Origin of the sequence: Haloferax larsenii (assembly GCF_024730625.1) — an archaeon.
In the GTDB taxonomy this organism is placed as follows: Archaea; Halobacteriota; Halobacteria; order Halobacteriales; family Haloferacaceae; genus Haloferax; species Haloferax larsenii.
The window spans coordinates 120412-146177 of sequence record NZ_CP078063.1; the positions used below are offsets into that span (position 1 = coordinate 120412).

The 25766-nt window shown below is 61.5% G+C and carries 28 protein-coding genes and 1 tRNA gene; 13 read left to right on the forward strand and 16 right to left on the reverse strand.

Annotated features, from left to right (window positions below; genetic code table 11):
- Nucleotides 1–72: 72 nt before the first annotated feature.
- Nucleotides 73–486: an Lrp/AsnC family transcriptional regulator gene (locus tag KU306_RS00715; protein ID WP_007542948.1), complete on the reverse strand. Its 414-nt coding sequence runs from the start codon at nucleotides 484–486 to the stop codon at nucleotides 73–75.
- Nucleotides 487–583: 97 nt separating this feature from the next.
- On the opposite strand from KU306_RS00715, the gene carA reads away from it, so the two are divergent.
- Nucleotides 584–1666, forward strand: coding sequence for a glutamine-hydrolyzing carbamoyl-phosphate synthase small subunit (gene carA, locus KU306_RS00720; RefSeq protein ID WP_258302560.1), 1083 nt, complete (start codon nucleotides 584–586; stop codon nucleotides 1664–1666).
- 156 nt (nucleotides 1667–1822) lie between these two features.
- Nucleotides 1823–2848 carry a sensor histidine kinase gene (locus KU306_RS00725; protein ID WP_258302561.1) on the forward strand — a complete coding sequence of 342 codons (1026 nt, stop codon included), beginning with the start codon at nucleotides 1823–1825 and terminating at the stop codon, nucleotides 2846–2848.
- Nucleotides 2849–2866: 18 nt separating this feature from the next.
- On the opposite strand, the gene KU306_RS00730 is transcribed toward KU306_RS00725, so the two are convergent.
- Nucleotides 2867–3787 (reverse strand): GNAT family N-acetyltransferase, encoded by a 921-nt coding sequence (locus KU306_RS00730; protein ID WP_258302562.1) that lies wholly within the window; start codon nucleotides 3785–3787, stop codon nucleotides 2867–2869.
- 4 nt (nucleotides 3788–3791) lie between these two features.
- Nucleotides 3792–5039, reverse strand: coding sequence for a Glu-tRNA(Gln) amidotransferase subunit GatD (gene gatD / locus KU306_RS00735; protein ID WP_258302563.1), 1248 nt, complete (start codon nucleotides 5037–5039; stop codon nucleotides 3792–3794).
- Nucleotides 5040–5359: 320 nt separating this feature from the next.
- On the opposite strand from gatD, the gene KU306_RS00740 reads away from it, so the two are divergent.
- Together KU306_RS00740 and KU306_RS00745 are read left to right on the forward strand one after the other, a co-directional pair.
- Nucleotides 5360–5515, forward strand: coding sequence for a hypothetical protein (locus tag KU306_RS00740; RefSeq protein ID WP_007542756.1), 156 nt, complete (start codon nucleotides 5360–5362; stop codon nucleotides 5513–5515).
- A 106-nt stretch (nucleotides 5516–5621) separates the two neighbouring features.
- Entirely contained in the window at nucleotides 5622–6113 is a 492-nt protein-coding gene (locus tag KU306_RS00745; protein ID WP_258302564.1) for a hypothetical protein, read from the forward strand.
- A 12-nt stretch (nucleotides 6114–6125) separates the two neighbouring features.
- On the opposite strand, the gene KU306_RS00750 is transcribed toward KU306_RS00745, so the two are convergent.
- Together KU306_RS00750 and KU306_RS00755 are read right to left on the reverse strand one after the other, a co-directional pair.
- Nucleotides 6126–6797: an ArsR/SmtB family transcription factor gene (locus tag KU306_RS00750; protein ID WP_258302565.1), complete on the reverse strand. Its 672-nt coding sequence runs from the start codon at nucleotides 6795–6797 to the stop codon at nucleotides 6126–6128.
- A gap of 65 nt (nucleotides 6798–6862) precedes the next feature.
- Entirely contained in the window at nucleotides 6863–7555 is a 693-nt protein-coding gene (locus KU306_RS00755) for a DUF1405 domain-containing protein (RefSeq protein ID WP_258302566.1), read from the reverse strand.
- A gap of 126 nt (nucleotides 7556–7681) precedes the next feature.
- On the opposite strand from KU306_RS00755, the gene gpmI reads away from it, so the two are divergent.
- Entirely contained in the window at nucleotides 7682–9277 is a 1596-nt protein-coding gene (gene gpmI / locus KU306_RS00760; protein ID WP_258302567.1) for a 2,3-bisphosphoglycerate-independent phosphoglycerate mutase, read from the forward strand.
- A gap of 5 nt (nucleotides 9278–9282) precedes the next feature.
- Here the strand turns inward: gpmI and KU306_RS00765 are convergent, their stop codons facing one another.
- Complete coding sequence (locus KU306_RS00765; protein ID WP_007542927.1) at nucleotides 9283–9924, reverse strand: TVP38/TMEM64 family protein; 642 nt, start codon at nucleotides 9922–9924, stop codon at nucleotides 9283–9285.
- 90 nt (nucleotides 9925–10014) lie between these two features.
- On the opposite strand from KU306_RS00765, the gene KU306_RS00770 reads away from it, so the two are divergent.
- Both KU306_RS00770 and KU306_RS00775 read left to right on the forward strand, forming a co-directional pair.
- Nucleotides 10015–10386: a DUF5830 family protein gene (locus tag KU306_RS00770; protein WP_007542925.1), complete on the forward strand. Its 372-nt coding sequence runs from the start codon at nucleotides 10015–10017 to the stop codon at nucleotides 10384–10386.
- Nucleotides 10387–10514: 128 nt separating this feature from the next.
- The gene (locus tag KU306_RS00775) at nucleotides 10515–11747 is read left to right on the forward strand and encodes an RNA-guided endonuclease InsQ/TnpB family protein (RefSeq protein WP_258302568.1); all 1233 of its coding nucleotides are present in this window, start codon (nucleotides 10515–10517) and stop codon (nucleotides 11745–11747) included.
- Between the two features lie 12 nt (nucleotides 11748–11759).
- Here KU306_RS00775 and KU306_RS00780 read toward each other — a convergent pair whose 3' ends face one another.
- Nucleotides 11760–12821: a DUF7115 domain-containing protein gene (locus KU306_RS00780; protein WP_258302569.1), complete on the reverse strand. Its 1062-nt coding sequence runs from the start codon at nucleotides 12819–12821 to the stop codon at nucleotides 11760–11762.
- 128 nt (nucleotides 12822–12949) lie between these two features.
- Between KU306_RS00780 and KU306_RS00785 the strand changes: the two genes are divergently transcribed.
- Nucleotides 12950–13098: transfer RNA gene (locus KU306_RS00785), tRNA-Met, on the forward strand.
- A 77-nt stretch (nucleotides 13099–13175) separates the two neighbouring features.
- Here the strand turns inward: KU306_RS00785 and KU306_RS00790 are convergent.
- On the reverse strand, nucleotides 13176–13463 hold the full coding sequence (locus tag KU306_RS00790; RefSeq protein ID WP_258302570.1) for a hypothetical protein: 288 nt from the start codon (nucleotides 13461–13463) through the stop codon (nucleotides 13176–13178).
- Between the two features lie 231 nt (nucleotides 13464–13694).
- A complete protein-coding gene (locus tag KU306_RS00795) occupies nucleotides 13695–16415 on the reverse strand; it encodes a DUF7827 domain-containing protein (RefSeq protein WP_258302571.1) in 2721 nt (906 codons plus the stop codon).
- Between the two features lie 852 nt (nucleotides 16416–17267).
- Here KU306_RS00795 and KU306_RS00800 point away from each other — a divergent pair.
- The 4 genes from KU306_RS00800 (at nucleotide 17268) to KU306_RS00815 (ending at nucleotide 19279) form a co-directional block, all read left to right on the forward strand.
- Nucleotides 17268–17690, forward strand: coding sequence for a type IV pilin N-terminal domain-containing protein (locus KU306_RS00800; RefSeq protein ID WP_258302572.1), 423 nt, complete (start codon nucleotides 17268–17270; stop codon nucleotides 17688–17690).
- On the forward strand, nucleotides 17691–18167 hold the full coding sequence (locus KU306_RS00805) for a type IV pilin N-terminal domain-containing protein (protein WP_258302573.1): 477 nt from the start codon (nucleotides 17691–17693) through the stop codon (nucleotides 18165–18167).
- Between the two features lie 104 nt (nucleotides 18168–18271).
- Complete coding sequence (locus tag KU306_RS00810) at nucleotides 18272–18703, forward strand: type IV pilin N-terminal domain-containing protein (RefSeq protein ID WP_258302574.1); 432 nt, start codon at nucleotides 18272–18274, stop codon at nucleotides 18701–18703.
- 102 nt (nucleotides 18704–18805) lie between these two features.
- Nucleotides 18806–19279 (forward strand): type IV pilin N-terminal domain-containing protein, encoded by a 474-nt coding sequence (locus tag KU306_RS00815; protein WP_258302575.1) that lies wholly within the window; start codon nucleotides 18806–18808, stop codon nucleotides 19277–19279.
- Between the two features lie 52 nt (nucleotides 19280–19331).
- Here the strand turns inward: KU306_RS00815 and KU306_RS00820 are convergent, their stop codons facing one another.
- From KU306_RS00820 to KU306_RS00835, 4 genes are all read right to left on the reverse strand, one after another.
- Nucleotides 19332–19520 carry a DUF8178 family membrane protein gene (locus tag KU306_RS00820; RefSeq protein ID WP_007542906.1) on the reverse strand — a complete coding sequence of 63 codons (189 nt, stop codon included), beginning with the start codon at nucleotides 19518–19520 and terminating at the stop codon, nucleotides 19332–19334.
- A gap of 53 nt (nucleotides 19521–19573) precedes the next feature.
- The gene (locus tag KU306_RS00825) at nucleotides 19574–20143 is read right to left on the reverse strand and encodes a DUF1684 domain-containing protein (protein ID WP_007542904.1); all 570 of its coding nucleotides are present in this window, start codon (nucleotides 20141–20143) and stop codon (nucleotides 19574–19576) included.
- 68 nt (nucleotides 20144–20211) lie between these two features.
- The gene (locus KU306_RS00830; RefSeq protein WP_007542902.1) at nucleotides 20212–21195 is read right to left on the reverse strand and encodes an aldo/keto reductase; all 984 of its coding nucleotides are present in this window, start codon (nucleotides 21193–21195) and stop codon (nucleotides 20212–20214) included.
- A gap of 126 nt (nucleotides 21196–21321) precedes the next feature.
- Nucleotides 21322–21585: a DUF8028 family protein gene (locus tag KU306_RS00835; protein WP_007542901.1), complete on the reverse strand. Its 264-nt coding sequence runs from the start codon at nucleotides 21583–21585 to the stop codon at nucleotides 21322–21324.
- Between the two features lie 364 nt (nucleotides 21586–21949).
- Between KU306_RS00835 and KU306_RS00840 the strand changes: the two genes are divergently transcribed.
- Entirely contained in the window at nucleotides 21950–22231 is a 282-nt protein-coding gene (locus KU306_RS00840) for a DUF8072 family protein (RefSeq protein ID WP_258302576.1), read from the forward strand.
- Between the two features lie 6 nt (nucleotides 22232–22237).
- Here KU306_RS00840 and KU306_RS00845 read toward each other — a convergent pair whose 3' ends face one another.
- The 3 genes from KU306_RS00845 to KU306_RS00855 form a co-directional block, all read right to left on the reverse strand.
- Entirely contained in the window at nucleotides 22238–23176 is a 939-nt protein-coding gene (locus KU306_RS00845) for a DMT family transporter (RefSeq protein WP_258302577.1), read from the reverse strand.
- A 99-nt stretch (nucleotides 23177–23275) separates the two neighbouring features.
- Nucleotides 23276–24607: an ABC transporter ATP-binding protein gene (locus KU306_RS00850; RefSeq protein ID WP_258302578.1), complete on the reverse strand. Its 1332-nt coding sequence runs from the start codon at nucleotides 24605–24607 to the stop codon at nucleotides 23276–23278.
- On the reverse strand, nucleotides 24600–25766 hold the full coding sequence (locus KU306_RS00855) for an ABC transporter ATP-binding protein (protein WP_258302579.1): 1167 nt from the start codon (nucleotides 25764–25766) through the stop codon (nucleotides 24600–24602). Before KU306_RS00855 ends, KU306_RS00850 begins: the two co-directional genes overlap by 8 nt.

Sequence of the window (25766 nt, forward strand, 5' to 3'; positions counted from 1 at the left end):
CACGTTCGTCGAAGTCGGGGGACAACTAAGCTTCGATGCGACGCGGTGAGGTCGGCGGGTGGAGTGCGGTCTTCAGCCCAACCGTTCGTCGAGAATGAGACGCGTCTTCGTGCTCTTCACGTCGTCGTGCTCGCGCGCTCGCGTGATGAGTTCGTTCACGGCGCGCGTGTCGGCGGCGTCGACGACGAGGACGATATCCTCCTCGCCGGAGACCTGCCAGACGAAGTCGACGTCCTTCCAGTCGGCCATCCGCTCGGAGACGCTGTGCGTGTCGACGTCCACCGCGACGGTCACCTCTATCATCGCCTTCAGGTTCCCCGTCCGGGTCGAGATAGTGAATCGCTCGATGACGCCTTCGTCGACGAGTCGCTCGACGCGGTTTCGGACCGTCCCTTCGGACGTTCCGACTTCGGCCGCAATCTCCGTGTTCGGGGTTCGTGCGTCCCGTCGGAGGATGTCGAGGATTCGCCTATCCAACTCGTCCATATCCCTCCTGACCACCCCAGCGACTTACCGATTACGAATTTCGTAACTCGGCTTCGAAAGCAACACTTATGCACCCGTGTTCCGTTCGTTTCTCGTAATGTCGGACGCCTATCTGGCCCTTGAAGATGGCCGCGTGGTCGAAGCGCGTGGTCGTGTTCCGGGACGTACACGTGGTGAACTGGTGTTCACGACTGCATACACCGGGTACGAAGAGAGCTTGACTGACCCATCCTACGAAGAACAGGTCCTCACCTTCTCGTACCCTCTCATCGGGAACTACGGCGTCCGAGCGGAGCGATTCGAATCCGACCGGATTCACCCGCGCGCCGCCGTCGCCCGTGAGTTCACCGAAGAAGTCGTCGAGTGGCTCGCCGAGGAAGACGTCCCGGCAGTCGACCACCTCGACACGCGCGACCTCGTCACCTCGATTCGCGAGGAGGGCGCGATGAAAGTCGGTATCGCGGTCGGCGACGACGCGACGCCCGAAGCCGCAAAAGCGGAACTGGCCAAGTGCAAGGGCATGAGCGAGCACACCGAAATCGGCGCACAGGTCACGACGCCCGAGCCGACCACCTACGAGGGCGACGGCGACACCACCGTCACGCTCGTCGACTGCGGTGCCAAGCAGTCCATCGTGGACTCGCTCGTCCAGCGCGGCGCCACGGTTCACGTCCTTCCGTACGACGCGTCGCCCGAGGACGTCGAAGCGCTCGACACCGACATCCTGTTTATCTCCAACGGCCCCGGCGACCCCGAAAACTACGAGCCGACCCACGAACTCGTCGATTACTTCGCAGGCGACGTTCCGATGGCGGGCATCTGCCTCGGCCAGCAGATTATCGCCAGCGCGCTCGGCGGTACCACCGAGAAGATGGCGTTCGGACACCGCGGCGTGAACCAGCCCGTTCGCGACATCGAGACGGGTCGCGTCGTCATGACCACCCAGAACCACGGGTACACCGTCGCTGACCCCGGTGAACACCTCGACGTTACCCAAATCAACGTCAACGACGACACCGCAGAGGGCCTCGCGAGCGAGGAACTGGACGTCATCACGCGCCAGTACCACCCCGAAGCCCACCCCGGCCCGAACGACACGCTCGACTTCTTCGACGACGTCCTCGCGATGACGGAGTCAGAGGGAAACGGGCGTAAGCGGCGCGTCGTCGCCTCGGACTGACCGAACAGCCGCACGGTTTCGCTTTCTCGACACGGATAGCTGTAGGCTCCTCTCATCTTCTCGACGCAGGTAGCTGTGCGTCTCTTCCGAGTGTTCTCGAACGAGAGACCGTCAGCCCACAGAAAGGTCAAAGCCGTTTGGGTGTCATTAGTAGCCATGGAAGGAGAGGTGTCGTTTCTCGAACTGGCCTTCGACGAACTACCGACGGAAGTCGCGATACTCGATAGTCACGGCGACATCGTCTACACGAACCGAGCCTGGCGAACGTTCGCCAGCGCGAACGGCTACGTCGGCTCGCCGGACTCGCTGGGAGTCAATTATCTAGACACGTGCGATGCTGCCCGCGACGACGAGGAGGTCGCGGGCGTCGTCGCCGACGGGATTCGGGACCTCTTGCAGGGAACACAGGACCTCTTTTCGGTCGAGTACCCGTGTCACTCATCGTCGGAGTTTCGGTGGTTCACGATGCAGGCGGTACCGTTCGACACACCCAGACATGGCCGATTCGTCCTCGTCGTCCACCAGAACATCACCGAGCGCCGCCTCGCGGAGTTGCAGGTGAGTGGAAAGAATCGCCAACTCGCGATGCTCGTCGGGTTTCTCTCGGCGGAGCTTCGAGAACCGCTCTCGTCGGCGATGGAGACCGCCAGCCGACTGGTCGCCGCAGATGGAGCAGACGCCGCGGTGCTCGCCGAGGCCCTCGAGCGTATGGACAGCGTCGTCGAGCAGAGCATCGCGCTGTCGAACCAGCGCCCACGGGTCGACACGCAACCGGTCGACTTCCGGTCGGCAATCGAAGTCGCGTGGGAGGACATCGACCACGCCGGTGTCTCGCTTCGAATCGTCGGGCACGGGCATCTCATGGCCGACGCTCACCTCTTCGGGTTGTTCTGTAAGTTGCTTCTGAACCACAGCAGCCATCGGGACGCGACCGCCGCGTCCCTCTCGCGAATCATCGTCGGCACGACAGCCGACGGGTTCTTCATCGACGACGACGGCCCGCAAATGCCGGCTGAAGAGCGCGCTCAATTCTCCGACGACGAGCTTCTCGGTGCCGACTACGAGATGGTCGACACCGCAATCGTCTCCCGCATTGCCGACCTCCACGGCTGGCGACTCGAAGTCACTGACTCCGAACTCGGCGGTTCGAGATACGAAGTCGGCGGAGTGACGTGGACCTGAGCGTGCCGACGCTGCGGTCTACGTGAGGTCCGCTTCCATCACGAACGTCGGCTCTTCTGCGAGGTCGCTTCGGGCGAGTGCGACATCGGAGAGCCACCCGAGTGCTTCCGGAACGAGCACTCGCGTCCTGTCGGCACCGACCGCCGCGGCGTCGCGGCGAATCGCATCCATGAGTGCTCGGCAGGCGTCTGCGTCGGTCCACGCGGCGACTGCGTACTCCGCCCACGTTACTTCTCCTTCGTCTTCGGGTTCGCGAGTGTAGGTCCGAACCCGGTGGGTAAAGCCCGCCACTCGCTCGTCGGCGACGACGAAGAGTCGGTCGTCGGCCGCAGCGTCGTGGAGTCGCTGACGGGTCAACTCCGAGAGCGCCCACGACTCGTCGGGGTCGAGCGCGAGCCCCGAGAGTTTGGTTCGCATCTCGCTGCCGGTCCAGAGCGCCCACGCCGCGTCCGCATCGTCGCCGACGCGGTAGTCCGACTCGCTGTCGCGTCCAGCGTCAGCGTCCGGTTCCGGCATGGCCCACCGGAACTCCACGCCGGGTTCGAACCCGACGTGCCGGGCGTTCGCGAGGCTCGGCATGTTCCACGAGTGAATCATGTTCCGAGCGCGACGTGCGCCCTGCTCGCGCGCCCAGTCGAACAGCGCGTGGGTGAGCGTCGTCGCAATCCCCTGCTCGCGGTAGGCGGGGGCGACGCGCATCCCTTGCGCCCACGCCTCGTACTCCGAGAGCATGACCATCTGCGCGATGGCGGCGATATCGTCTGAGGGCGTCTCGTCGCCCATATCGACGAGGAGGGTCGCCTGTGTGGGGTCGTCAGGGGCAATCCAGTCGTGGTAGATGTCGGGGATGTAGTCCGAGCCGTCGCGGTCGGCCCACGTATCGCGGGTGAACGCTGCGACCGCGTCGTAATCCTCGGGTCGAGCGGGGCGTATCTCCATCAGGTCACTCCCACGGCACGGAGCGCTCTGTCAACTCCCCGGCGATGTCTCGGCCCATCGCTTCCGCCGGGTCCGAGAGGTTCGCAAGCACCCACATGAGCTTCACTTTCGCCGTTCCCGGCAGGGTGTCTCCGGCTTCGACGACGCCCGCGTCGAGCAGGTCGCGACCCGTGTCGTAAACCCGGTCGCAGACGCGGCCTTCGAGACACTGCGAGGTCATCGCGACGACGGTGCCGTCGTCGACGAGTTCCTCGATACGCGGGATGAAGTCGGTGTGGACGTGTCCGAGACCCGTCCCCTCGATGATGAGGCCGGACTTCCCGTCGAGGTAGTCCAGCGCCGCGGGGTCCATCCCGGGCGTGAACTTCACGAGTTCGACCTCGTCGTCGAGGTCGGCGTGGAGCGCGAGGTCGGCCTCGCCTCGCGGCGTGTAGTCGCGGCGGAACGTGATTTCCTCGTTCTCGTAGTCCACCTCACCGAGTGGCTTCGCGCCGATGGTCCGGAAGGCGTCGCGGCGCGAGGTGTGGTTCTTGCGGACGCGCGTCCCCTCGTGGAGCGCGCAGGCGTCGTCGGACTCGGAGGCGTGCATGCAAATCATGACCTCCGCGGCGTCGCCCTTCGCGGCCTCGACGGCGCAGACGGCGTTCATCACGTTGTCCGACGAGGGGCGGTCCGCCGAGCGCTGGCTGCCCGTGAACACGATTGGAACGGGCGTATCGAGCATGAACGCCAGCGCCGACGCGGAGAACTGCATCGTGTCGGTCCCGTGCATGATGACGACACCGTCGGCACCGGCTTCGATTTCCTCGACGACGGCCTCTGCGAGGTCGACCCACACGTCGGTCGTCATGTTCTCCGAGAGGATGTTGGCGACGACGCGGCCGCGGTAGTTCGCCCGCCCTGCGAGGTCAGGGACGGCCCGAAGCACGTCTTCGGCGTCGAACTGCGCAGTCACCGCACCCGTGCGGTAGTCCACGGTCGAGGCGATGGTCCCGCCGGTAGAGATAAGCGAGATGGTCGGCAGGTCCTCGTCGAACTCGATTTCGGAGGTCCCGTCGCTGTCGGTCTGTGCGTCTTCGATGTCGTACACGTCGGTTTCGAGTACGTCGACGTCTGCGTCCTCGCGCGCGATGCCGATGTTGTACCCGCCGTCGAGCTTGACGACGAGGTACTCCTCTGTCGAAGAGGGCATCAGGACGCCTTCGTTCGTGACGCCCGCGCGGGTGACGCGGACGAGGTCCCCTGCGTTCATATCGCGGGATACCGCGGGGTCAGACTTCAAACCCACCTTTTTACCGGAGGGGTGGCTCTGCCACCCCTCCGACAAAAACCTGGAGGGAAAAAGGCCGAGAGACTCGCTACCGCTCGTCTCTCGGTGCAACGCAGGCAGGATTCGACCGCACGGCATCCAAGTACTCTCCAGAGTTTGAAAGAATCGGCGTGCTGAATATAGAGGCTGAGTTCAGTAAGACTTCGATGTTCGTTTCACGCGACCAGTGACGAAACAGCCGCTAGATAGGTGTGCTTCGTGACCAGTATCTGTTTATCGACGGCTGTGAAACAGTGCAAGCAATGGTCTTTCAGTACCTCCTGCCAGCCCTGATTGGATTCGTGTTCGTGATGGGTGCTGCCTATGCCGGCACGCTTCGGGCGTTAGAAGTTTACTTCGACCCGGACCGACAGAGCATCTTCCTCTCAGACGACTACGAACCTCCGAACGGCCAGTAGTGCTACTGTATTCAGCACACCATCGACAAACCATCACTGATTGGAGGTATCGAGCGGTCACCACCGCGGCACAAGAGCCATCACCCTCCCGAACCACCTGTCACCCATGCAACGGTCAGACCAACGCGAGTCTGAGCGGTCCGCCGAGGACATCCTCTCGGACCTCGACCTCGGCGAAGACGAGTCGCCGCCGACACAGTCGAGCGGCGGCAAGACGGGACGCTTCGACGGCCTGTTTTCTGCCCGGACGTTCCTGCTCGCGCTCGCGCTCTCCATCGGCGGCCTCGTCGTCGGCGGTGCCGTCCCCATCGTCGGCTTTATCGGCCGCTTTGTCGGTATCGCCGCCGCCGGGTTCCTGCTCGGACTCGTCAGCTCGAAACGCCGGTACGTCGAAATCGGACTGGCCGGTGCCATCGCCGCAGGACTCGCGTTCGTCCTCTCGACGCTGGCTTCAGTCTTCGCGCCGTTTGCGGTGCAGTTGCTCGCGGACTACGGTCTCGCCATCGCGGGCGTCGGCGCGCTCAGCGGAGGGCTCGCAGGACTCGTCGGGCACTACTTCGGGCGCGACCTGCGTGACGGGCTGACCCGCGACGTCTGAAAAAAGCTGTCGTCAGTGGTCGACCGTCGACGACGCGATATCCCACCTGTCGCCGTCGTAGGTGACGAGACCGTTGTCGGCGAGGTGACGGAGTGCGGCGTCGACCGCCTCGGGGTCGGCGTTGACGTCCCGCGCGACGCTTTCGGTCGCGCTCGACCCGTTCGCCAGTGCTGCGAGAATCTCCGCGTAGAAGCGGCTGTCCGCGTCGACGCCGAGGCGGTCGTTGATGCGGTCTAACACCTCCGTTTGTTTGCCTTGCACCCAGCGCTGTGCGAGCGAGAGTTCGTTGTCGAGGTCCTCTAACTTCCCGAGTTCGCGTGCGAGTTCGGCGATGTCGTCCGTGTCGTTACTGTCGAGTTCGAGCGAGACGTGGGGGCACCGACCGGCCATGTCGAGGCTCGGACTCGGCGGGTAGGCGCTCTTGGCACCGAATCCGTAGCGCGAGACGTTGACCTCCAGTCGGAGGTTCCGAGAGATGTGAAAGTATTTGCGGCGCTGGTCGTCGGTCCGGGACTCGATGAGTCCCGCGTCTTCCAGCTTTCGAAGGTGGTCGATGACCGCCTTCGGGCTGACGCCGAGGTACTCGCTGATCTCGGTGACGTAGCACGGTTTGTGCGAGAGCAACCGGAGGATTCGTCGCCGGTTTTCGTTCCCGAGTAAGTCGAGCAGTACCGCGGAGTCCATTATCCGACCATAGTCCGTGGGCGGGCAAAAGCCCTTCTCATGGACAATCGACCGCAGTCGTGCGGTTACTGTTTCCGTGGGTCAGAGTAGTCGTCCCCTGTCAGGTTGAGGCGGTCGAACGCGCGGGCGGCGAGCGCCACCGCAACAAACGACAGTGCAACGGTGATTCCGGCCAGTAAGAGACCGGCGTCGTACTTCAGCGGCGGGTAGTAGCCGAACCCGTAGTCGAACACGTCGTTGACGAGCGCGAGCGCGAGCGCGAAGGCGAGCGCGCCCCGTGTCGTTGCGCCGTATCGCGGGACGAGATACGCGCCGACGAGGAACCCGAGGTGCGTCAGCATGATGCCCCAGTAGTCCCAGAGCGCAGCCCCGGAGAAGCCCACGTAGAGGTCCGGGCGAAGGTTGAGGGCGACGAACGTCCAGATGCCGTACTTCACGAGCCAGACGAACGCGAGCGTGTGGAGATACGCGAGTGGGCGGTTGACCGGCGCGTCCGAAACCGGTCGCCCGAGGTTCGGAAGCAACGTCGCAGCCGAGAGCGTCAGCAACGCGAGCGCGGTCGGCGAGTCACCGAAAAGCGGGTAGAGAAACGTCGGGAGGTCCGAAAGCGACGGGTCCGAGTGGACGTAGAAGCTCACGCCGACGAGAAACGCCGAGCCGGTGAGGACGAGAAAGACGACGAGACTGGGGCCGTTTCCGAGGTAGTACTCGACCCACTCGTCGACCCGTTCGTCGAAATCGAAGTCACGGCGACGCATCGGCGAAATCGAGGAGGCGGCAGGAGAAAAGACCGTCGGGCTTGCGTTCAACACACTTCCCACACACCACTGTTCGTGACTGCCGAGAGCGAAGGACAATTAGCCGGGCACACTGAATGGCCGATAATGAAAGCAGCCCTCGTCATCCTCGACGGTTGGGGTCTCGGCGACCACGACCGCCGAGACGCCGTCAAGGCAGCGAACACGCCAAACTTCGACCGCTACCGCGACACGGGAGCCTTCGGCACGCTCGTCACCGACGGTCGCCGCGTCGGCCTCCCGGACGGGCAGATGGGCAACAGCGAAGTCGGCCACCTCAACATCGGTGCCGGTCGCGTCGTCAAACAGGCCTACACGCGCATCGGCGACAGCATCGACGATGGCTCGTTCTTCGAGAACGACGCGCTCACGGGCGCGTTCGACTACGCCGAGGAGAACGACGGCCGCATCCACTTCATGGGGCTCGTCTCCGACGGGGGCGTCCACTCCGACCAGGAACACCTCTACGCGCTCATCGAACTCGCCGCAGACCGCGGCATCGAGGCCGTCACCCACGCCTTCACCGACGGCCGCGACACCAGCCCACACGGCGGCGAGGAGTACCTCTCATCCCTCGAATCCGTCGCGGCCGAACACGGTACCGGGCAGGTCGCGACCGTCAGCGGGCGCTACTACGCGATGGATCGCGACGAGAACTGGGAGCGCACTAAGCGCGCGTACGACGCCATCGTCGAGCGCGAGGCCGAGTGGACCGCCGAAACGGCCGTCGATGCGGTCACGGACTCGTACGACCGCGGCGACACCGACGAGTTCGTCGAACCGACGCTCGTCGACGACGCGCCCGCACTCGACGACGGCGACGCAGTCATCTTCTTCAACTTCCGCGCGGACCGTGCTCGCCAACTCGTCCGGATGCTCGCCGATATCGAACCCGAGTGGGCCGTCGAGACGACGCCGCCGGAGATTCTGCTGACGACGATGACGCAGTACGACAAGACGTTCGACCTTCCGGTCGCGTTCCCGCCGGAACAGCCCGAAGACACCATCGGCGACGTGCTCTCCGAAGACGGGATGACGCAACTCCGCCTCGCCGAATCCGAGAAGTACCCTCACGTCACCTACTTCCTCAACGGCGGGCGCGAAATCGAGTTCGAGGGTGAGATTCGACGCATCGTCGAGAGTCCGGACGTTCCGACCTACGACCTCCAGCCGGAGATGTCCGCACCCGAACTCACCGACACAGCAATCGACCTCGTCGAGACCGAAGACCCCGATGTGATGGTGCTCAACTACGCGAATCCGGACATGGTCGGCCACACGGGGGACTACGAGGCGGCTATCGAAGCGGTCGAAGCGGTGGACGAGCAACTCGGACGACTCGTCGAGACGGTTCGCAGCCACGGCGGCCACGTCTGTCTCACGGCCGACCACGGGAACGCCGACGACATGGGGACCGAAGACGACCCGCACACGGCGCACACCTTCAATCCGGTCCCGTTCGTCTACTTGGTTCCCGAAGCGGACGACGAAGAGGAAGTGCCGCCTCACCCTGACGAAAACGGCGGGAACGACAGGAACGACGAGAACAACCCGGACCGTCCGCTTTCCGGCGGTCGAACGGTTCGAAAAGACGGGTCGCTGTGTGATATCGCGCCGACGCTGCTCGAACTGGTCGGTCTCGACCAGCCATCCGCGATGACAGGCGAGTCGCTGCTCGACTAAGCGACTTATCCTCCGTCGACGCCAACTCCGCTACGATAACGACGGTATGCCGGCGGGACGAGAAGCGACACCCCCGCCAGCGCAGCGAGGGCAGCGAACTCGGGCTGAATCACCGCCTGTAGCGACTCGGTCGTGAGCGTCTCGACGGACGCGCCCGCGACGACGCCCGCGACAGCCCACGGGAGTTCTCCAACCGCAGTCCCGATGACGAACGCACCGAGCGAGACGTTCGACACGCCCGCGGCCACCGAGACGACGTCCGAAGGAATCGGAAGGAGTCGGCTCGCGGTCACGCCGCGAACCGAGCCAGTCACCGCGACGGTCTGCTCGCCGACGTCTGCGAGCCTGCCCGCGCCACCGACGTGCCGGGCGAACAAGAACGGTGGGACACTCGTCAGGACGATGAGTACGAGCGCGAGCGGAATCGCCGTGGGACCGAGTCCGAACCCAGCCACGAGTGCGAGGAGTGTCGTCGGCCACGCGACGAGAGGTCTGACGAGTGCGAGTGCACTCACCGCGACGACGAGCCGAACTGGGTCGGCAGCCAACCACGCGATGTGGCCGAAAACCGTCTCTGGAGAGACGGCGAGTGCGCCCGCGAGGACGAACAGGAAGGCGAGTCCAGCAACGAGGCGGGTACGGGGCACGGGGTCTCGACCGTGGATGTGCTCGCGGCGACCAAACGCTTTGTGCTTCGGTGGGCTTTAGCCCGCACCGCTCCGAGACAGAGTCGAATCGTGACTGGTCCGACACGCGACGAGCGCGTGGAACTCGCGCTCGAACTCCTCGCCCACCTCGAAGCCGAAGAACTCTCGCTCGCCGAGGTCGTCGACCGCATCGAGACGGTGACGACCGACCCGACGCTCACACGCGACATCCTCGATACGGCCGAGGTGCGCGGTATCATCGACCGCGAAGGCGGTCGAATCCGTCACAATCGCGGTGGGACGTTCGTCCGCTTCGAGAGCCAAGTGGTCCAAAAAGAAGGCGAGTTCGACTGTCGGCGCTGCGGTGCGTCGATAACGACGGGTCACTTCGTCAAGTTCGAATCGGGCGAACTCGGTCCCTTCGGGTCGTCGTGTATCAGAAAAGTACTCGGAAGAGAATAGAACCGCGGAGACTCGCTCGCGGTCTTTATCAAAAGTCAAGGCGAATACCCCGAGGCTTGACCTCGGGGATGAAGCCGACAACTCGTGATACAAACCATTAAGGAAACATTGCTAATCAAGAGACAGCGATGGAATACAGTCACCGCTACCACGCTTACCCAACACAAGAGGTAGCGGCTGAACTGGAATACCATCTGAACGTTCATCGCCAACTCTACAACCACGTCCGCTGGGACTACGAGAACAGTCCTGAAGACGATAAGCCGAGTGAGTACGACCAGAACAACAGACTCCCCGAATGGAAGCGGAAGTGGTCGGTATTCAGCGAGCTACACTCGAAAGCCGCCCAAGAGACCGTCGCACGCTTCCATCGCAACCTCTCAAACCTTCGCAAAAAGAAAGAGAAGGGGTACAACGTTGGTCGTCTCAAGCGGCAAGCACCCGCCGAGTACCGAAGTGTGACGTACAACCAGTCTGGTTTCGACCTCGATGAAAAGAGGGGCCGCGACAAGTATGCGTACGTCCGCTTCAGCAAAATTGGCTGGGTCAAAATCCGTTATCACCGCCTGATTCCCGACCACGCCACCATCAAAGAAGTCACCTTCAAAAAGGAGACGACCGGCGAATGGTTCGTCTCCTTCGGGTTAGAGACAGACGAGAGTGACCTGCCCGAGAAACCCGATGAAGATTCGCTCAACGCGAGTAACAGCGTTGGGATTGACCTCGGTATCCTGAACTACATCCACACCAGCGATGGAAAGACTGTGGATTGGCTCAACCTCGAAGACGACTACGAGCGACTCCAACGCGAACAGCGTAAGTTGTCTCGCAAGGAGAAAGGATCGAACAACTACGAGAAACAACGAGTCAAAGTAGCCAAAGTCAAACGTCGGATTCGACGGAAAGTGCTGGACTACCAGCACAAAATCACGACGTGGCTCGTCAAAGAGTACGACGCCGTATTCGTTGAAGACCTGAACGTCCAGAGTATGCTTCAGGGAGACGGGAACGCTCGGAACAAGCAGGACGTTGCGTGGCGACAGTTCATCACACTCCTCGAATACAAAGCAGACCTGTACGGCACACACGTCGTTCAAGTCGAGGCCCGTGGCACGACGAAAGAGTGTGCATCGTGTGGTGTGGAGACGGCGAAACCCATCTGGGTACGAGAACACTCCTGCCCGAGTTGCGGGTTTAAGACAGATAGGGATGCGAATGCGGCGATGAACGTTCTAAAGAGAGGCTTTTCTGAATTAGGGCTGGGATGGCCCGAAGACACGCCCGTGGAGACTGCGCTCCCTACGGATACCACTTCGGTATCTGCAAAGCGCGTCGTGGAAACGGGAAGCCTCGGGGCTTGACCCCGAGGCGATTCACCGGCCGCGTCGCAATTCCTCGATGAGCTGTTCGATGAGTTCCTGCTGGTAGCGAATCTGCTCGCCCTGTGCCTCGACGACTTCGCGGAGCGACTGAATCTCAGCGACGATATCTTCCTCCGACGACACCGCCTCGTCGGCGGGTTCGAAGCCGGACCCCTCGAATCCGAGGTCCCCGGCGTCTGCGACCGTACTGTTCGCCGACTCGACAGGCTCCGTCTCTGTCTCCGTCTCTGTTTGCCCACTCGCCGTCGGTGTTGCCTCGACTGGCTGTCGTTCGACGCTCTCGGCGTGCTCTTCTTCACGTGTCGAGTTCGTCGGTTCCTCGGAGAGTTCCGCCGGGTTGGCGCTCAGTGGGTCGGGCCCCTCTCCGAAGTTGGTGTTGTCACGCTCGGGCTCTGCTTCCGCCTGCTGTTGCGCTTCGGCCATCTTGACCCGGAACTCTTCGAGGCTCCCGACGCCGTGGTGGTCACAGATTGCCTTCGAAAGCTTCTCGCGGACGAGGCGTGCGTCCTCGTTCGGCGTCTTGAACCGCTCTTGGCGGCCGTCGACCGTGAGAACGACCGTCGTGGCGACGCTCCCCGACTCGAACGTCAGGTCCGTGACGTCGTCGTAGTGGTACGTCTCGTAGTCTTCGTCCCACACCGCGCTTCCGATGTGTCGGACCACGCGCTTTTCGGTGACGACGAACGTGAGTTCGCTGAATCGGAACGCCTCGACGAGGCGCTCGTCGTCGTCGACGACGCCCGCGCTCGTGAGAACGCCTTCGAGGATGGGTTGCAGTGCTTCGTCGAGACGCTTCGCCGACAGGCCGAACGTTTCGGACCCGTCGAGGCCGTAGTCGAGCGATATCTTTGCTTTTCGTCGTCCCTCTTTTACCGACACCCGCTCGGCGGCGTGCGAAAATTCGTCGACGGACTCGTCCGAGAGCAGGCCCTCTGCGCGGTAGACGAGGGTCCGGTTCGGAGTCACAAACAGTTCGTCCTCGCCCCCGAGGTGGACGCGAGACACCACGGTCTCCTCGTCGAGGATGGACTGGACGATCTCCGGTTGGCTCATGGGTTGAGTCACCCAGTGTTAGGGCATAAATCCGTGGGTGATGCGGCCAATCGAGTCCCGTGGTGACTCCTCTCGAAGCCGTCGGAGATGAGAAGCTTAAATACAACCAGCACACAACGGGAAGTTGAGCCCGGGTGGCTTAGCTGGACATAGCGCCGCACTCATAGGGTTTCACAATCGGTGCGGAACGCCTTGGAAGCCTCCGCCCCTCGCGAGGTCATGCCGGCCTCGCACCTGGGACATGCGGAGATCGTGGGTTCGGAGCCCACCCCGGGCATTACTTCAATTTCAACACACTAACCGAACAGAGAGTGGCTACGCGACTGCTGCTTTTCTGGAAGCGGAAGCGGAAACTCACAACGCTGAATCACCCGGATACACGACTTCCATCGGAACGCCGAGAACTGGGGTCTTCTCGTGGGTTTTTGGGAGTGCCGGATACTCGGCGTCGTGACTCCGTGGTTGGAGGTCGATTTTCTCGGCCGTCACTGCGAGGATGGCGGCGTCGAGGATGTCGTCTCGCTTTCCGTGTTCGTGCCAGACGTTGTAGATTGACGGCTCCGTGGTCACGTTCGGCTTGTCGCCGGCTTCGACGACAACCCAACAGCCACCGGCCCAGTCGACGCCGAGGTACGAGGTCATGGTAGATACTCGACTAGCAGTGACGCCGAACAGACACCAAAGTACTCGCAATTGTGGTACAGCCAGGCTTCACGTCCGCTAGCGAGTACTCGTCGAGAGGTATCTCCCGCGTTGACTCAGCAGGATACTGAAACGGAAGCAGCAACCTCGCGCCGACGAGTGCTGCGGCTCTCGGTGTAGCGTCGAAAGAAAAGATAGAGCCGGGAAAATCCCGGTGGTTAGCTATCCGAGTTAGTCGCGACGGACTGCGAGGAGCGCCGCAGCGACGAGCGCGACGAGAGCAACGGCGATGCCGAAGCCGGGCGTTCCGGTCGACGTGGTCGTCTCTTCCGTCGTCTCCGTCGTTGGCTCAGGAGTCTCCGTCGTTGGCTCAGGAGTCTCCGTCGTCGGTTCCGGCGTCTCGGTCGTCTCTTCCGGCGTCTCGGTCGTCTCTTCCGGCGTCTCGGTCGTCTCGACAGATTCGACGACGTTACCGTCGACCTCTTCGTCAGAGGCGACATCGCCAGCACCGGATGCAGTCACGGTGAAGGTGTCACCGACGTTCTGCTCGGAGAAGTCGAACGTGGCGGAGAACGTGTTGTTCTCGGTCACGTAGGCGGTCGCCGTCTTGAGGAAGCGCGGCTGCGTGTCGCCGTCGGACTTCACGCGGATGGTGAGTTCCGTACCGGGTGCGACGTCAGTCGTACCCGTGACGGTCTGACCGTCCGCGTTCGTGACGTTGACCGGGTCCATGTCGAACGTGTGCTCTGCTTCGATGTTCTCGAAGGAGGTCGTCATGGAGGTGTCTTCGTCGACAAGACCGATGCCGGACGAGGAGACGTCCTCGTCAGCGATCATCTTGAATTCGACGTTGAACGCGTCGTCGTCTTCGAGGTCGACGTCGGTGGTTTCACCGTTGTCGATGACACCGTTGTCGTTTTCGTCACGGACCGCTTCGATTTCTTCCGTGTTGAACACGACGAAGTACGTGTCGTTGTCACCGTCAGCGATGACCGACGCGTTGCTGACGTTGATGATCTTCGGGTCACGGTTTGGACCAGGGTTGCTCTGGTTGACCGTGAGGCGGTAGGAGTCGTTGTAGTCGCCGCTGAAGAAGTTCGGCGTCTCGTCGTCCTGAGCGCCGACCGAGCCTTCGAGGCCGGGTGCGACGATCTGGACGACAGCCTTGTCGCCGAAGGCGATCTTGCTGTCCTGCGTGATGTTACCGTTTTCGAGTGCTTCGTTGACGTCGTCGAGGTCGCTGAAGGACTCAGCGTCGGGCGCGGTCCACATTGCGACCGTGTCGACAGACGCATCTTCGAGGACGAGGGTGCCGACGTTGTCGGCGTCCTTCGCGTCGTCCGTACCGGTGCGGACTTCGAGGTCGTAGTCACCGGAGTCGATGAGATCGCTGGTAGGCTGGCTGACGTCAGTATCGCCATCGTTAGGAGTCAGAACCTCGTCGTCGCCGTCTTCGACGTCGAAGACATCAGCGAGGGTCGTGGATTCGGACTCAGAGCTGTCCCAGAGGATGACGACTTCGCCGTCTTCGTCGCCGTCTTCGACGGTGACGTTAGCTTCGTAACCCTGACTTTCGGTACCGATCGTGACGGTAGCCTGGTCAGTGTTCGAGAGCGTAACGGGGATTGCAACGACGTCACCACGCTGGTCGGTGACGACGCTCTGAGCGAAGTTCGCCTTACCTTCTCCAGCCTCGGTGACCGTGATCGTGTCGGATTCAACCGTCACGCCGGAGGCTTTGTCGAAGACTTCGACCGTGTAGTCGCCCGTGTCGATGTCCTCGGAGGAGGCGTTGAATTCGAATTCGTAGTCACCCTGACCGTCCGTGGTCGCGGAGATGGTGACTTCTTCGACTTCGTCTCCGTCGTCGTCGAGGAGACGAATCTCGATGTTACGCTGGTGGGCGCGAGCGCTGACATCGCCTTCGATGAGGTCCTCGTCGGTGACGTTGAGGTCGTCGATGGTGACGTTGAGGCCGAGGTCACGGATCTGGACCTTCTCGTCCATCGTCGAGCCGATGGTGATGTTGTAGCGCTCGGTGTTGCGGTCAGACGTGTCGAAGACGAAGACTTCGGAGTTCGAGCCGGTACTACCGTCGCGGAAGAAGCCTTCGTTGTCGTCCTGACTCTCGTCGGACTCGATCGAGACGTCCTGTGCGGCGCTACCGCCGGTCAGAGCGACGACTTCGCCCTTGTAGGCACTGGTGGTGGAAACAGAGTTGTCGTCTGTAACCGTAACCGTCGCGACCGTAACGGACGCGTTGTTGTCATCGTCAAGCTCGTCAACGTTGTTACCATCGAGGTCAGTGACGTCGTCGCCAATCGTGACCTCGATGTCGCCGGTGTAGACTTCGTCAGTCGTCAGAAGAAGCTGACCGGGGTTCTTCTGAGTGACGTCCGTGATGGCACCGGTCTGTTCGTCGTCGTCCTGGTGGAGCGCGAAGTCGCCCGTATCGACATTGCTCATGTCGATTTCCTCGCTGAATGCGAGTTCGACGACGTTCGTGCTCGTGTCGTTCACGAAGTGAACGGCGGAATCGAGTTCAGGAGCGCTGTTGTCCGAGACCGAGAACGTGTCGGTGTCGTCCGCGGCCGTGCCGTCGGACGTCGGGGTACCAGCAGCGATTGCGCCAGCCGTGTAGGACTGACCCTCATCGAGACTCGAAATGTCGATAGTCTCGGAGAAGGTCGTACCAGAGCCAGCAGAGGTGTTGTTCGTGTGCGGTTCGCTTGCCTGGAAGTCGCCGTCACCGTTCTCGTCGACGAAAACAGTGACGTTCGTGTCTCCAGACGCCTTGTCGCCGCTTACCGTCAGCGTATCGCCGCTCACAGATGCGGAGACGTTAGACGCAGCCGCAGCAGCACTACCCGAGAACGCGATGGACCCAGCGAAAACCGAGAAGACCATCAGCGCAGCGAGAAGCACTGCACGGATCTGTTTGTTACGTGTCATTGTTGTTGATGGGTGTTGCAGTCGGGGACACCGTTTTCGTCGATCCTCGGATTGAGTCGAACCGGGCAGAACCCGGACCGAGGTGGGGTACTCACAGGTGTCTCCATGGGCAGGGGTACGGTTGGACCTGTTGGGCGTTCACGGTAAATACTTTGTGTGATTGACCTAATCTGAAACGTTAACAATCATGCAGTAGAGGCCCGAATGAGCCAATGTACCCCACAAAACATATGTAGCCAGAAAGTGTACCTGTTCAACGCGTGCGCACGCCACCTTGGGTAGGAACGATGTCCCCGGTTCGCCGGGGACTTCTTCGTTCTCGACGAAACAAACTGTAGAGCGGACGCGCCTCCTTCGACAACTGATTCTGAGTCGTCCCTTCGTCGGATTCGACTGAACTGTAGTCAACCAAGTTGTTCTCTCGCGCGAGCGCGCTCTAACAAGATATAAATTCTCAAAAATACGCTCCCGAAATCTATTTTTTCGGCAGGGACTTTTCTGTCGGCCCCTTCTGGGAGTTCGTCACCCTTGCCTCCCGACCACACGTGTACAGCAGAGATTGACAACTCCCCAAGCGTGTGCAACTCTCCCAAACGTGTCAATGGTTCCTATTGAACAGCCGATTTCGGGTGCCATTCCGAGAATAAACCCCATATAAACCCTATATTAAGAGAGAATTTATCGGTCCTAACATACCATTAATTTGGCACCCAGTTTTAAGTCACCCCACGATAACCATCGGTTGGACACACTAGGACGGCCACCGGGCAGAGGGGGAGTGCAACCCACCCCTTTAGTACATCTGTAACGGGGTGTACTCAGGCCGTCTCGGTGTGGGACACAACGCAACACATGAAGCTTAAGAACCTCTTCACAGAAGACCGCGCAGTTTCGCCAGTCATCGGGGTTATCCTGATGGTGGCCATCACCGTGATTCTCGCAGCCGTTATCGGGACGTTCGTCCTCGGGCTTGGCGACCAAGTGCAGGAGACGGCACCACAGGCGAGTTTCGCGTTCGACTACAACGGGACGCATCTGGTTGTCACCCACGAAAGTGGTGAGTCAGTCACCGCAGGAAATGTTGAATTAGTGAACTCATCGTCTACAACGGCGTGGGATGACAACGTCAACAACAACGACGGGAAAATTACTGCTGGAGAAAGTAATACACTAAACATCGGCACTGCATCTGACGGCGACACCGTCCGTATCGTTTGGACCTCCGAAAGTGGCAGTACTTCGTCCACCCTCCAGAAGTGGACTTACAACGGGTAAATGAACGTCAAAGAACTCCTCGCTGACGACGGCGCGGTATCGCCCGTCATCGGCGTCATCCTGATGGTGGCAATTACCGTCATCCTCGCCGCGGTTATCGGGACGTTCGTCCTTGGTCTGGGGGACCAAGTGAGCGAAACAGCACCGCAAGCGAGTTTCAGCTTCGATTACGTCGATAACGCAGGTAACGACACCCTCACCGTCACTCACGACAGCGGTGAAGCAATCACAGCGGACAGCGTGAACCTCTCGTCGGGTGTGACCTTCCAAGAGTACACTACTGCCGATGGACTCGTTGACAGTGCGTCGACCTCGAAGACGTTCGCTTCGATGAACGTCTCGGGTGACGTCACCGCTGGCAACTCAGTCAACGTCGCAGGAAACGACTTCGATAGCGCGACCTTCCGCGTCGTGTGGACCGCAGAATCCGGCTCCACGTCTGCAACCCTGCAGAAGTGGTCTGGACCGGACGCCTAATCGGCACCAACCTTCAGTCATCCGTTCTTCTTCAGATGTGATAACTACCCGATAGCCTTAGGTGTGGCAATTCGAATAGTCATCTACACACACAGTCACGACCTATGAAACTCCAAAAATTCCTTACAGACGACAACGCAGTCTCCCCGGTTATCGGTGTCATCCTGATGGTGGCTATTACCGTCATCCTCGCCGCAGTCATCGGGACGTTCGTTCTCGGCCTCGGTGAGCAAACAGAGACGGCTCCACAAGCCAGCTTCAGCTTCGACTACAACGAGAGCGGTGGTACCAACGGTCTATTGACTATCACGCACGAGAGCGGTGAAGCGATTGCAAACGAGTCGGTGACTGTCGTTCCGCCGAACGGAACCTCACAGAACTGGCTCGACTCAGACGATAACAAGATCACCGCTGGAGACAACCACCAAGTGGACTTCACAAACCAGATTAACGACAGTGAGTCTGTGCGTATCGTCTGGACATCTGAGAGTGGCGGCACTTCGTCGACACTCCAGAAGTGGACCTACGACGCCTAACAGAGCACCGAATACCTTCTGCTGCTTTCTTTGACTCTCAAATCCCCGATAGCCTTAGGTGAAATCAACTAGAACAGTCAATCGTTAACACATTCAGGAACTATGAAACTCCACGAACTCATCACAGACGACGACGCAGTATCGCCCGTCATCGGGGTGATTCTGATGGTGGCTATCACCGTCATCCTCGCCGCAGTTATCGGGACGTTCGTCCTCGGCCTCGGTGAGCAGACGGAGACCGCTCCACAAGCCAGCTTCAGTTTCCAATACAACCAGAGCGCTGACGACTACTTGAACATCACCCACGAAAGCGGTGAAGCGATTAACTCGGACCGGCTGAGTGTGAGTACTGGTGTAGAGATCAATTCCACAGCAAACACGAGCAACCAGAACTCGAACAGTGTATCGTGGACGTTCCTCAACAATGGTCCAGAGGATGTGAAGGCAGGGTCAGGTGTGACCATCTACCCCGAGCCTAGTTCCACTCTCGCCGACCAAACCGTCCGCGTCGTCTGGAACTCCGAGTCCGGCTCCTCGTCTGCGACGCTCCAGAAGTGGACTGGACCGAACGCGTAACCGCGGAGAAGACTCTTTTTTCGAACGCCGATTCCTCGTCGAGTAACCGCGTTTAGACCGGGCGGCCGCCTTCAGACGTCCCGACGAGCCACGTCCCGAGGGTGAGTGCGGCCGCGGCGGGGACGAGTGCGTAGGTCATCGTCTGTGCGGAACCGGGGAGCGCACCCGGGATGATTCCGAGAGTACCGACGACCATCAGAACGAGTCCGATGAGCGCTTTGCGCGAGGTGAGTAGTCCCATGTCGTGTCTCTGCGGAAGGGGGCGATATGGAACTTGCGCTTTTGGGCGAGGAACTACGCTGACTCGTACTTCTTCTCGCCCGCGGGCACGACCACGTCGAGCCAGTTCTCTTCCGGGGGCAACGGACAGTCGAACGTGTCGGTGAACGCGCAGAAGGGGTTGTACGCGAGGTTGAAATCGACCACGACCTCGTCGAGTTCGTCGAGCGGGGCGTCCGGCGTGAGTTCCATGTACCGCCCGCCGTCGTAGGTCTGCTGCCCGGTCGTCTTGTCGCGGAAGGGGACGAAGAGCGTCTGGGAATCGTCGTGTTCCTGTCGGTACGCTCCGAGTTCGAGGTCGGTGTCACGGAGTTCGAAGTGGAACGTCGCGACGCGCAGGTACCGAACCTCCCGACCGGCAGAGGTGTCCATCACGACCGGTTCGGGGTCGGCGTGTGTCTCGACGGTCGCCGTCACGCGAAATTCGGGGTCGGGGTCGAAGAAATCCAGTCCGTCGAAGTCGTCGCGGTCTGCGGGCGGAATTGGGGACTGTGGGTGGCTGTCGAAGAACTCGTCTTTCTCGCGGCGCTTCGCCCGGAGCGACGTCGCGTAGGCCTCGGGGTCGAACGCGTCAGCGTCGGTCATGGCCGGGGATACCCACCGGCCACACCTACACCTGACGGTTCAGCACGGACTGGCGAGGCGTTCTCGCCTCAGACGGAGTGGTCTCGTTTGGCGGCCGAAAGCCGGGTGAACTGCTCGGACGAGAGGTCGATAGTCGCAGCGGCGAGGTCCTCCCGAAGTTGGTTGACAGTCCGGGCACCGATGATGGGTGCCGTGACCTGCGGGTGGTTGACGAGCCATGCGAGGCTGACTTGCGCGGGCGTGGCGTCGACTTCCTCGGCGACGGCCTCGACCGCGTCCAGTACGTCGAAGTTCGCCGACGTGAGATACGAGTCGGCGAATCGCTGGTCGGTCGCGGCCCGGGAATTCGGCGGCGGTGACTCGCCACGGGTGTATTTCCCGGTCAGGAACCCACCGGCAAGCGGCGACCATGGGACGACACCGATGTCGTAGTCGTCACACATATCGAGGTAGTTCCCTTCGACTTCGCGGTTGACGACGTTGTATCGGGGTTGAGCGATGCGGAACGGTTCGTAGCCGCGTTTGTCCGCGAGTTCGTTCGCCTTCACGACCTTCCACGCGTTGGGTTCGAGCGTCGAGGTGCCGAGGTAGTTGACCTTCCCGTCGCGGACGAACTGGTCGAGCGTCCGCATGAACTCCTCGACCGGCGTGTCGTCGTCCCAGCGGTGGATGTACAGGAGGTCGACGTAGTCGGTTCCGAGGCGGTCGAGGATGCGGTCGATTTGCCGTCGGAGGTGCTTTCTGCTCAGTCCGCGCCCGTTCGGGTCGTCTCTCGTCGGCCAGAAAATCTTCGAGGCGATGACGAAGTCTTCGCGGTCTCGCGTCGAGAGCCACTCGCCGATGTAGGTCTCGCTCGCGCCCTCGCCGTACATATCGGCGGTGTCGATGAAGTTCCCGCCGGCCGCGGCGTACGCGTCGAGAAGTTCGTGCGCCTGGTCGGCGTCGACTTCGACCTCGTCGGCGTCGTTACGGCGACCGAACCGCCACGTCCCGAAGGCAATCTCAGATACCTTCGTCCCGGTCCGTCCCAGTGGAACCGTCTCGAGCGACATACGAAGACCGAAGGAAGGCTGGTGGTAAAGGTCCACGATTTTTTGTCGAACTGTTCGACGGCTGTTTCACTCGCGAGCGTGACAGCCAACAATCGAAAACGGAGCGGGGAGGGACGGGAGCGTTCGTTACCGGCCGTAGTTGTGCCCGACGACGAGCGCGACGGCGTTTACGGCGACGAGCGCGACGAACACCGAGAGTTCGTTCGACTCGAGACCACCGTGGAGGAGGGGCAGGTACAGGAAGGGAAGGGCAACAGCGGTCCAGAAGCCGACGAATCTGAGCGGGGCGGCGACGAGTTTGACGCCGGTGTTGTTGTGCTGTACGTTCGCGAGAACGTCCCATACTTGGGCGAGGCGTTCTCGGGGGACCGTCGATGAGGAGTTTGACATAGTGGAGGGCTCACCTACAGTCTGTATATCGACGTGAGGGGTCATAATTCCGCGCGAGAATTCGGCTCGTTTTATGGTCGTTTAGGCAGTATATTCTTATAAATGTGAAATTTTATCGCTCTCTCAAAATCGATTTAACGATTCATAACGTTCGCTAACTCTTTTATTCGGATATTCACTCTCACTTATTGTACAGTCGCAACTGGTTGAATATCTATCCAAACGTCCACAGAAAATACGAGCGTCTCGAATACTGGAGAGTAAGCGCAAGTATCGGGTTAATCGGTCTATTCGAGCACGCTGATACCGCCGTTCGCGACGAGATTCCCGCACCGATTTATTCAACCGGAACGAGAGACGAGGCATGGCCGACCTCAATCGCGTCGCAAAGCGCATGTACAACATCCATCCGAAGCCGATGCGTCTCGTCGTCGGCGAGGACATCGAGGGGACGTTCACCCTCGACAGTGCAGAGTTCTTCCAGACTGATTTTCAGGCCGAAGGAAGCCTCGAAGGCGACGACGCGGTCTATCGGTTTACGACGACCGAAGACAACGACGCAGTCATCGTCGGCCGACAGGACCCCGACGGCGACGGCTGGCAGATGGTCGGAAACGTCGCGTCTGTCGAACGAGTCGACTTGTAGGGTCGCTTAATCTGCTGCGTCGAGGCCGCTGTCCCCGAATCGATGCCGGAGTTCGCGGCGAATCGCGGCGCGTTTCAGCAGCACGAATCCGACGAAGATGAGTCCGAATCCGCCAGCAGTCGCTGTGTTCGGAACCTCGCTCAGGAACGCCCACCCCGCGAGTGCGGCGAACAGCGGGGCCACGTAGGAGACGAGGTTGATTTCGATGGGGCCGAGCCGTTCCAAGAGGTCGAAGTAGATGAGAAAGCCGAGTGCACTCGCTGCAATCGAGAGGTAACCGAGCGCGAGCATCGACTGCAAGTTGACCTCGACGGTGGCGAACGATTCACCGAGACCGAGTGAGACGACGTGCATCAACAGCGCGCCGCCGAGCATCGACCACGCTTCCATCGTCTCGATGGGGAGGTCCGAGTCGACCCGCCGGGTGAGGACTGCGCCGAGGGCGAACGCGGCCGCCGCCCCGAAGATGAGCAGTTTAGCGACGGTGCCACCCGCAAGGAGGTTCGCCGGGTCGAGTTCCGACAGCACGGCGACGCCGACGAGGCCGAGCAGCATTCCGACGATGCCGAGTGCAGTCAGTCGCTCACTCGGGAGGAGTGCGCGCGCGAACCCGGTCGTGAGAATCGGGCTGAGACTCACGATGACGGCCGCAGCGGCGCTCGTCACCGTGGGGTCGTTTTGCCCGATGAACAACAACACGTGGTAGGCGGCGATGAGGAAGATGGCTCCAATCGCCACTTCTGTCCACTCTGCGCGACCTCGCGGAAGCGGTGTGTCGGTCGCATAAAACGCATACCCCAGCATCACGACGCCGGCCACGTCGTAGCGGAGCGCGGCGAAGAGCACCGGCGGGAAGTACGCCAATCCGGCTTTGATAGCCATGAACGCAGAGCCCCATACGGCTGCGAGAACGACGAAGAGTCCGAGGTTGCGGTACCGTGTCACACAGGTGATGTGCTATGCGAGTGCCTGAACGTTTCGTTCTGGGGTGGTTTCGCCGGAAGATGGACGGGAATATCGACGGGGACCCGTCCACCGGAACGCTCAGTCGTCGGCTGAGACGGGCGCGTCTGCCGTCGTCTCGATGACTTCGACCTCGTCTGAGCCTTCGTAGAGGTGGCACGCCGCGGGGTGAGTCGTATCACCGACGCCGGGGCGGCGCGTCTCACAGGGACTTTCGAACGTCTCGCGAAGCACCGTCTGTGTCTGCTCGACGTCGCCGTCGACGAGGTGGCCGAGTGCGGTGTCTACCACGCTGGCGACGTCGCCTCTGAGTTCGGCGTCGACGTGTCGAGCACGGGCTTCTTCGATGAACGCCTCTTCGTCGACGCGCTCGGGGTCGGCCGTCTCCCAGATGTGGTCTGGGTTCACGTCGCCGACGACCAACGCGTCGCGGAGGTCCATCACGGCCCGGTACGCCTCTTGGTCGATGTCGAGGTCGTCCGGCGGGATGACCTTCGGACAGCGCGTCCGGAAGCGACACCCGGACGGCGGATTCCGCGGCGATGGAACGTCGCCCGAAAGCGCGTCCACGCGGCGACCCTGCTCACGCGTCGACGGCCGCGGGACGCTCTCCAACAGCGCCTCCGTGTAGGGATGTTTCGGCGATTCGAACAGTTCGTCCGTCGGTCCGAGTTCGACGATGTTCCCGAGGTACATCACGGCGACGCGGTCGCAGATGTGCCGGACGACAGAGAGGTCGTGGGCGATAAACAGGTACGTCAGGCCGAGTTCCGTCTGGAGGTCGTCGAGGAGGTTCAGGACTTGGGCCTGCACGCTCACGTCCAGTGCGGACACTGGCTCGTCGAGGACGATGAACTCGGGTTCGAGCGCCAGTGCGCGGGCGACACCGATACGCTGGCGCTGCCCGCCGGAGAACTCGTGCGGATAGCGGTCGAGTTGGGTCGCCGAAAGGCCGACGCGCTCTAATAGTTCACTCGCCTTGTCGCGTCGCCACTCCCGTTTCGACTTGTCGCCCGGGTCGGTGGGCATATCGTGTATCCGAAGCGGTTCGGCGATGATGTCGCCAATAGTCATCCGCGGGTCGAGACTCGAAAACGGGTCCTGAAAGACGATTTGGGCGTCCTTTCGGAACGCTTTGAGTTCGTCCGAGCCCATCTCGAAGACGTTCTCGCCGTCGAACTCGACTGCCCCGCCGGTCGCCTCACGGAGTCGGAGCAGCGTCTCACCAGTCGTCGATTTCCCGCATCCGGACTCGCCGACGAGTCCCAGTGTCTCGCCCGGTTCGATGTCGAAGGAGATGCCGTCGACTGCCTTGACACTCTGTCGCTCTCGGCCGAGCAGGGTATCGACGAACGTGTCCTGCTCGTAGTAGTACTTCTGGAGGTCGCGGACGGACAGGAGTGGCTCAGTCATCGGCCATCACCTCCTGTTCCAGTGCGTCTGCTTCGTCGTACTCGCGTTCGGCAAGGACACAGCGAACGCTGTGACGGCCGTCGAGGTCGTACTCTGGGATGCGCGTCATGCAGTCTGTCATCGCTTTCGGGCAGCGGTCCGCGAAGTAGCACGCGTCGGGCATCTCCGATTCGAGGAGGCTCGGGACGTTGCCCGTGATGGGTTCGAGGCGGTCCGAGGGGTCGTCGATGTCCGGTACCGACCCCAGTAGCCCCTGCGTGTACGGGTGAACCGGGTTCTCGAAGATGTCGCCGAGTGGCCCGCGCTCGACGATTTCGCCGGCGTACATGACGCCGACGCGGTCGCACATCCGGGCGATGACGCCCAAGTTGTGCGTAATCATCAGGATGCTCATGCCCTCCTGTTCTTGCAGGTCGCGCAGGAGGTTGAGAATCTGCGCTTGAATCGTCACGTCGAGCGCCGTAGTCGGTTCGTCGGCGACCAGAATGTCCGGTTCGCCCGCGAGCGCCTGTGCAATCATCGCCCGCTGGAGCATTCCGCCAGAGAACTGGTGTGGGTACTCCTCGGCACGGTCTTCGGGGTCCGGAATCCCGACTTGGTCGAGCAACTCGACCGCACGGTCCATGCTCTCGTTCGAGACGTAGTCTCGGTTGGGCAGGAACGTATCGAGGATGGCAGACCCGAGTCCGTAGCCTTGTGTCCGCGAGCGCGTGCGTCGCGGGTTAGCGCGGGCGCGACGCTGTACCTCGACGGCCTCGGCGATTTGCTCGCCGACGGTAATCGAGGGGTTGAAACTGCTCATGGCGTCCTGGAAAATCATGCTGAACGACGGCCCGCGAAGCGACCGACGGACACCCTTGGGGAGACGGCGCACGTCGACGAAGTCGCCGTCGACCGTTTCAGGCCTCGACCCGCGGAACTCCTCGGCGAGGTCGGCGTTTCGGTACCAGACCTCGCCGCCGGTCACGCGACCGGGTGAGTCGATGAGGTCGATGACAGACAGCGCAGTCACCGACTTCCCCGACCCGGACTCGCCGACGATGCCGAATATCTCACCGTCTTCGACGTCGAACGTGACCGAATCGACCGCGTTGACTTTCCCCTCTTCGGTGAAGAAGCTAGTCGAGAGGTCGCGAATCTTGAGGATGGGGTCGGCCAT

Coding starts and splice junctions, on each gene's coding strand:
- KU306_RS00715 (WP_007542948.1), bottom strand. CDS start 486: ATGGACGAGTTGGATAGGCGAATCCTCGACATCCTCCGACGGGACGCA.
- carA (WP_258302560.1), top strand. CDS start 584: ATGTCGGACGCCTATCTGGCCCTTGAAGATGGCCGCGTGGTCGAAGCG.
- KU306_RS00725 (WP_258302561.1), top strand. CDS start 1,823: ATGGAAGGAGAGGTGTCGTTTCTCGAACTGGCCTTCGACGAACTACCG.
- KU306_RS00730 (WP_258302562.1), bottom strand. CDS start 3,787: ATGGAGATACGCCCCGCTCGACCCGAGGATTACGACGCGGTCGCAGCG.
- gatD (WP_258302563.1), bottom strand. CDS start 5,039: ATGAACGCAGGGGACCTCGTCCGCGTCACCCGCGCGGGCGTCACGAAC.
- KU306_RS00740 (WP_007542756.1), top strand. CDS start 5,360: ATGGTCTTTCAGTACCTCCTGCCAGCCCTGATTGGATTCGTGTTCGTG.
- KU306_RS00745 (WP_258302564.1), top strand. CDS start 5,622: ATGCAACGGTCAGACCAACGCGAGTCTGAGCGGTCCGCCGAGGACATC.
- KU306_RS00750 (WP_258302565.1), bottom strand. CDS start 6,797: ATGGACTCCGCGGTACTGCTCGACTTACTCGGGAACGAAAACCGGCGA.
- KU306_RS00755 (WP_258302566.1), bottom strand. CDS start 7,555: ATGCGTCGCCGTGACTTCGATTTCGACGAACGGGTCGACGAGTGGGTC.
- gpmI (WP_258302567.1), top strand. CDS start 7,682: ATGAAAGCAGCCCTCGTCATCCTCGACGGTTGGGGTCTCGGCGACCAC.
- KU306_RS00775 (WP_258302568.1), top strand. CDS start 10,515: ATGGAATACAGTCACCGCTACCACGCTTACCCAACACAAGAGGTAGCG.
- KU306_RS00780 (WP_258302569.1), bottom strand. CDS start 12,821: ATGAGCCAACCGGAGATCGTCCAGTCCATCCTCGACGAGGAGACCGTG.
- KU306_RS00790 (WP_258302570.1), bottom strand. CDS start 13,463: ATGACCTCGTACCTCGGCGTCGACTGGGCCGGTGGCTGTTGGGTTGTC.
- KU306_RS00795 (WP_258302571.1), bottom strand. CDS start 16,415: ATGACACGTAACAAACAGATCCGTGCAGTGCTTCTCGCTGCGCTGATG.
- KU306_RS00800 (WP_258302572.1), top strand. CDS start 17,268: ATGAAGCTTAAGAACCTCTTCACAGAAGACCGCGCAGTTTCGCCAGTC.
- KU306_RS00805 (WP_258302573.1), top strand. CDS start 17,691: ATGAACGTCAAAGAACTCCTCGCTGACGACGGCGCGGTATCGCCCGTC.
- KU306_RS00810 (WP_258302574.1), top strand. CDS start 18,272: ATGAAACTCCAAAAATTCCTTACAGACGACAACGCAGTCTCCCCGGTT.
- KU306_RS00815 (WP_258302575.1), top strand. CDS start 18,806: ATGAAACTCCACGAACTCATCACAGACGACGACGCAGTATCGCCCGTC.
- KU306_RS00820 (WP_007542906.1), bottom strand. CDS start 19,520: ATGGGACTACTCACCTCGCGCAAAGCGCTCATCGGACTCGTTCTGATG.
- KU306_RS00825 (WP_007542904.1), bottom strand. CDS start 20,143: ATGACCGACGCTGACGCGTTCGACCCCGAGGCCTACGCGACGTCGCTC.
- KU306_RS00830 (WP_007542902.1), bottom strand. CDS start 21,195: ATGTCGCTCGAGACGGTTCCACTGGGACGGACCGGGACGAAGGTATCT.
- KU306_RS00835 (WP_007542901.1), bottom strand. CDS start 21,585: ATGTCAAACTCCTCATCGACGGTCCCCCGAGAACGCCTCGCCCAAGTA.
- KU306_RS00840 (WP_258302576.1), top strand. CDS start 21,950: ATGGCCGACCTCAATCGCGTCGCAAAGCGCATGTACAACATCCATCCG.
- KU306_RS00850 (WP_258302578.1), bottom strand. CDS start 24,607: ATGACTGAGCCACTCCTGTCCGTCCGCGACCTCCAGAAGTACTACTAC.
- KU306_RS00855 (WP_258302579.1), bottom strand. CDS start 25,766: ATGGCCGACCCCATCCTCAAGATTCGCGACCTCTCGACTAGCTTCTTC.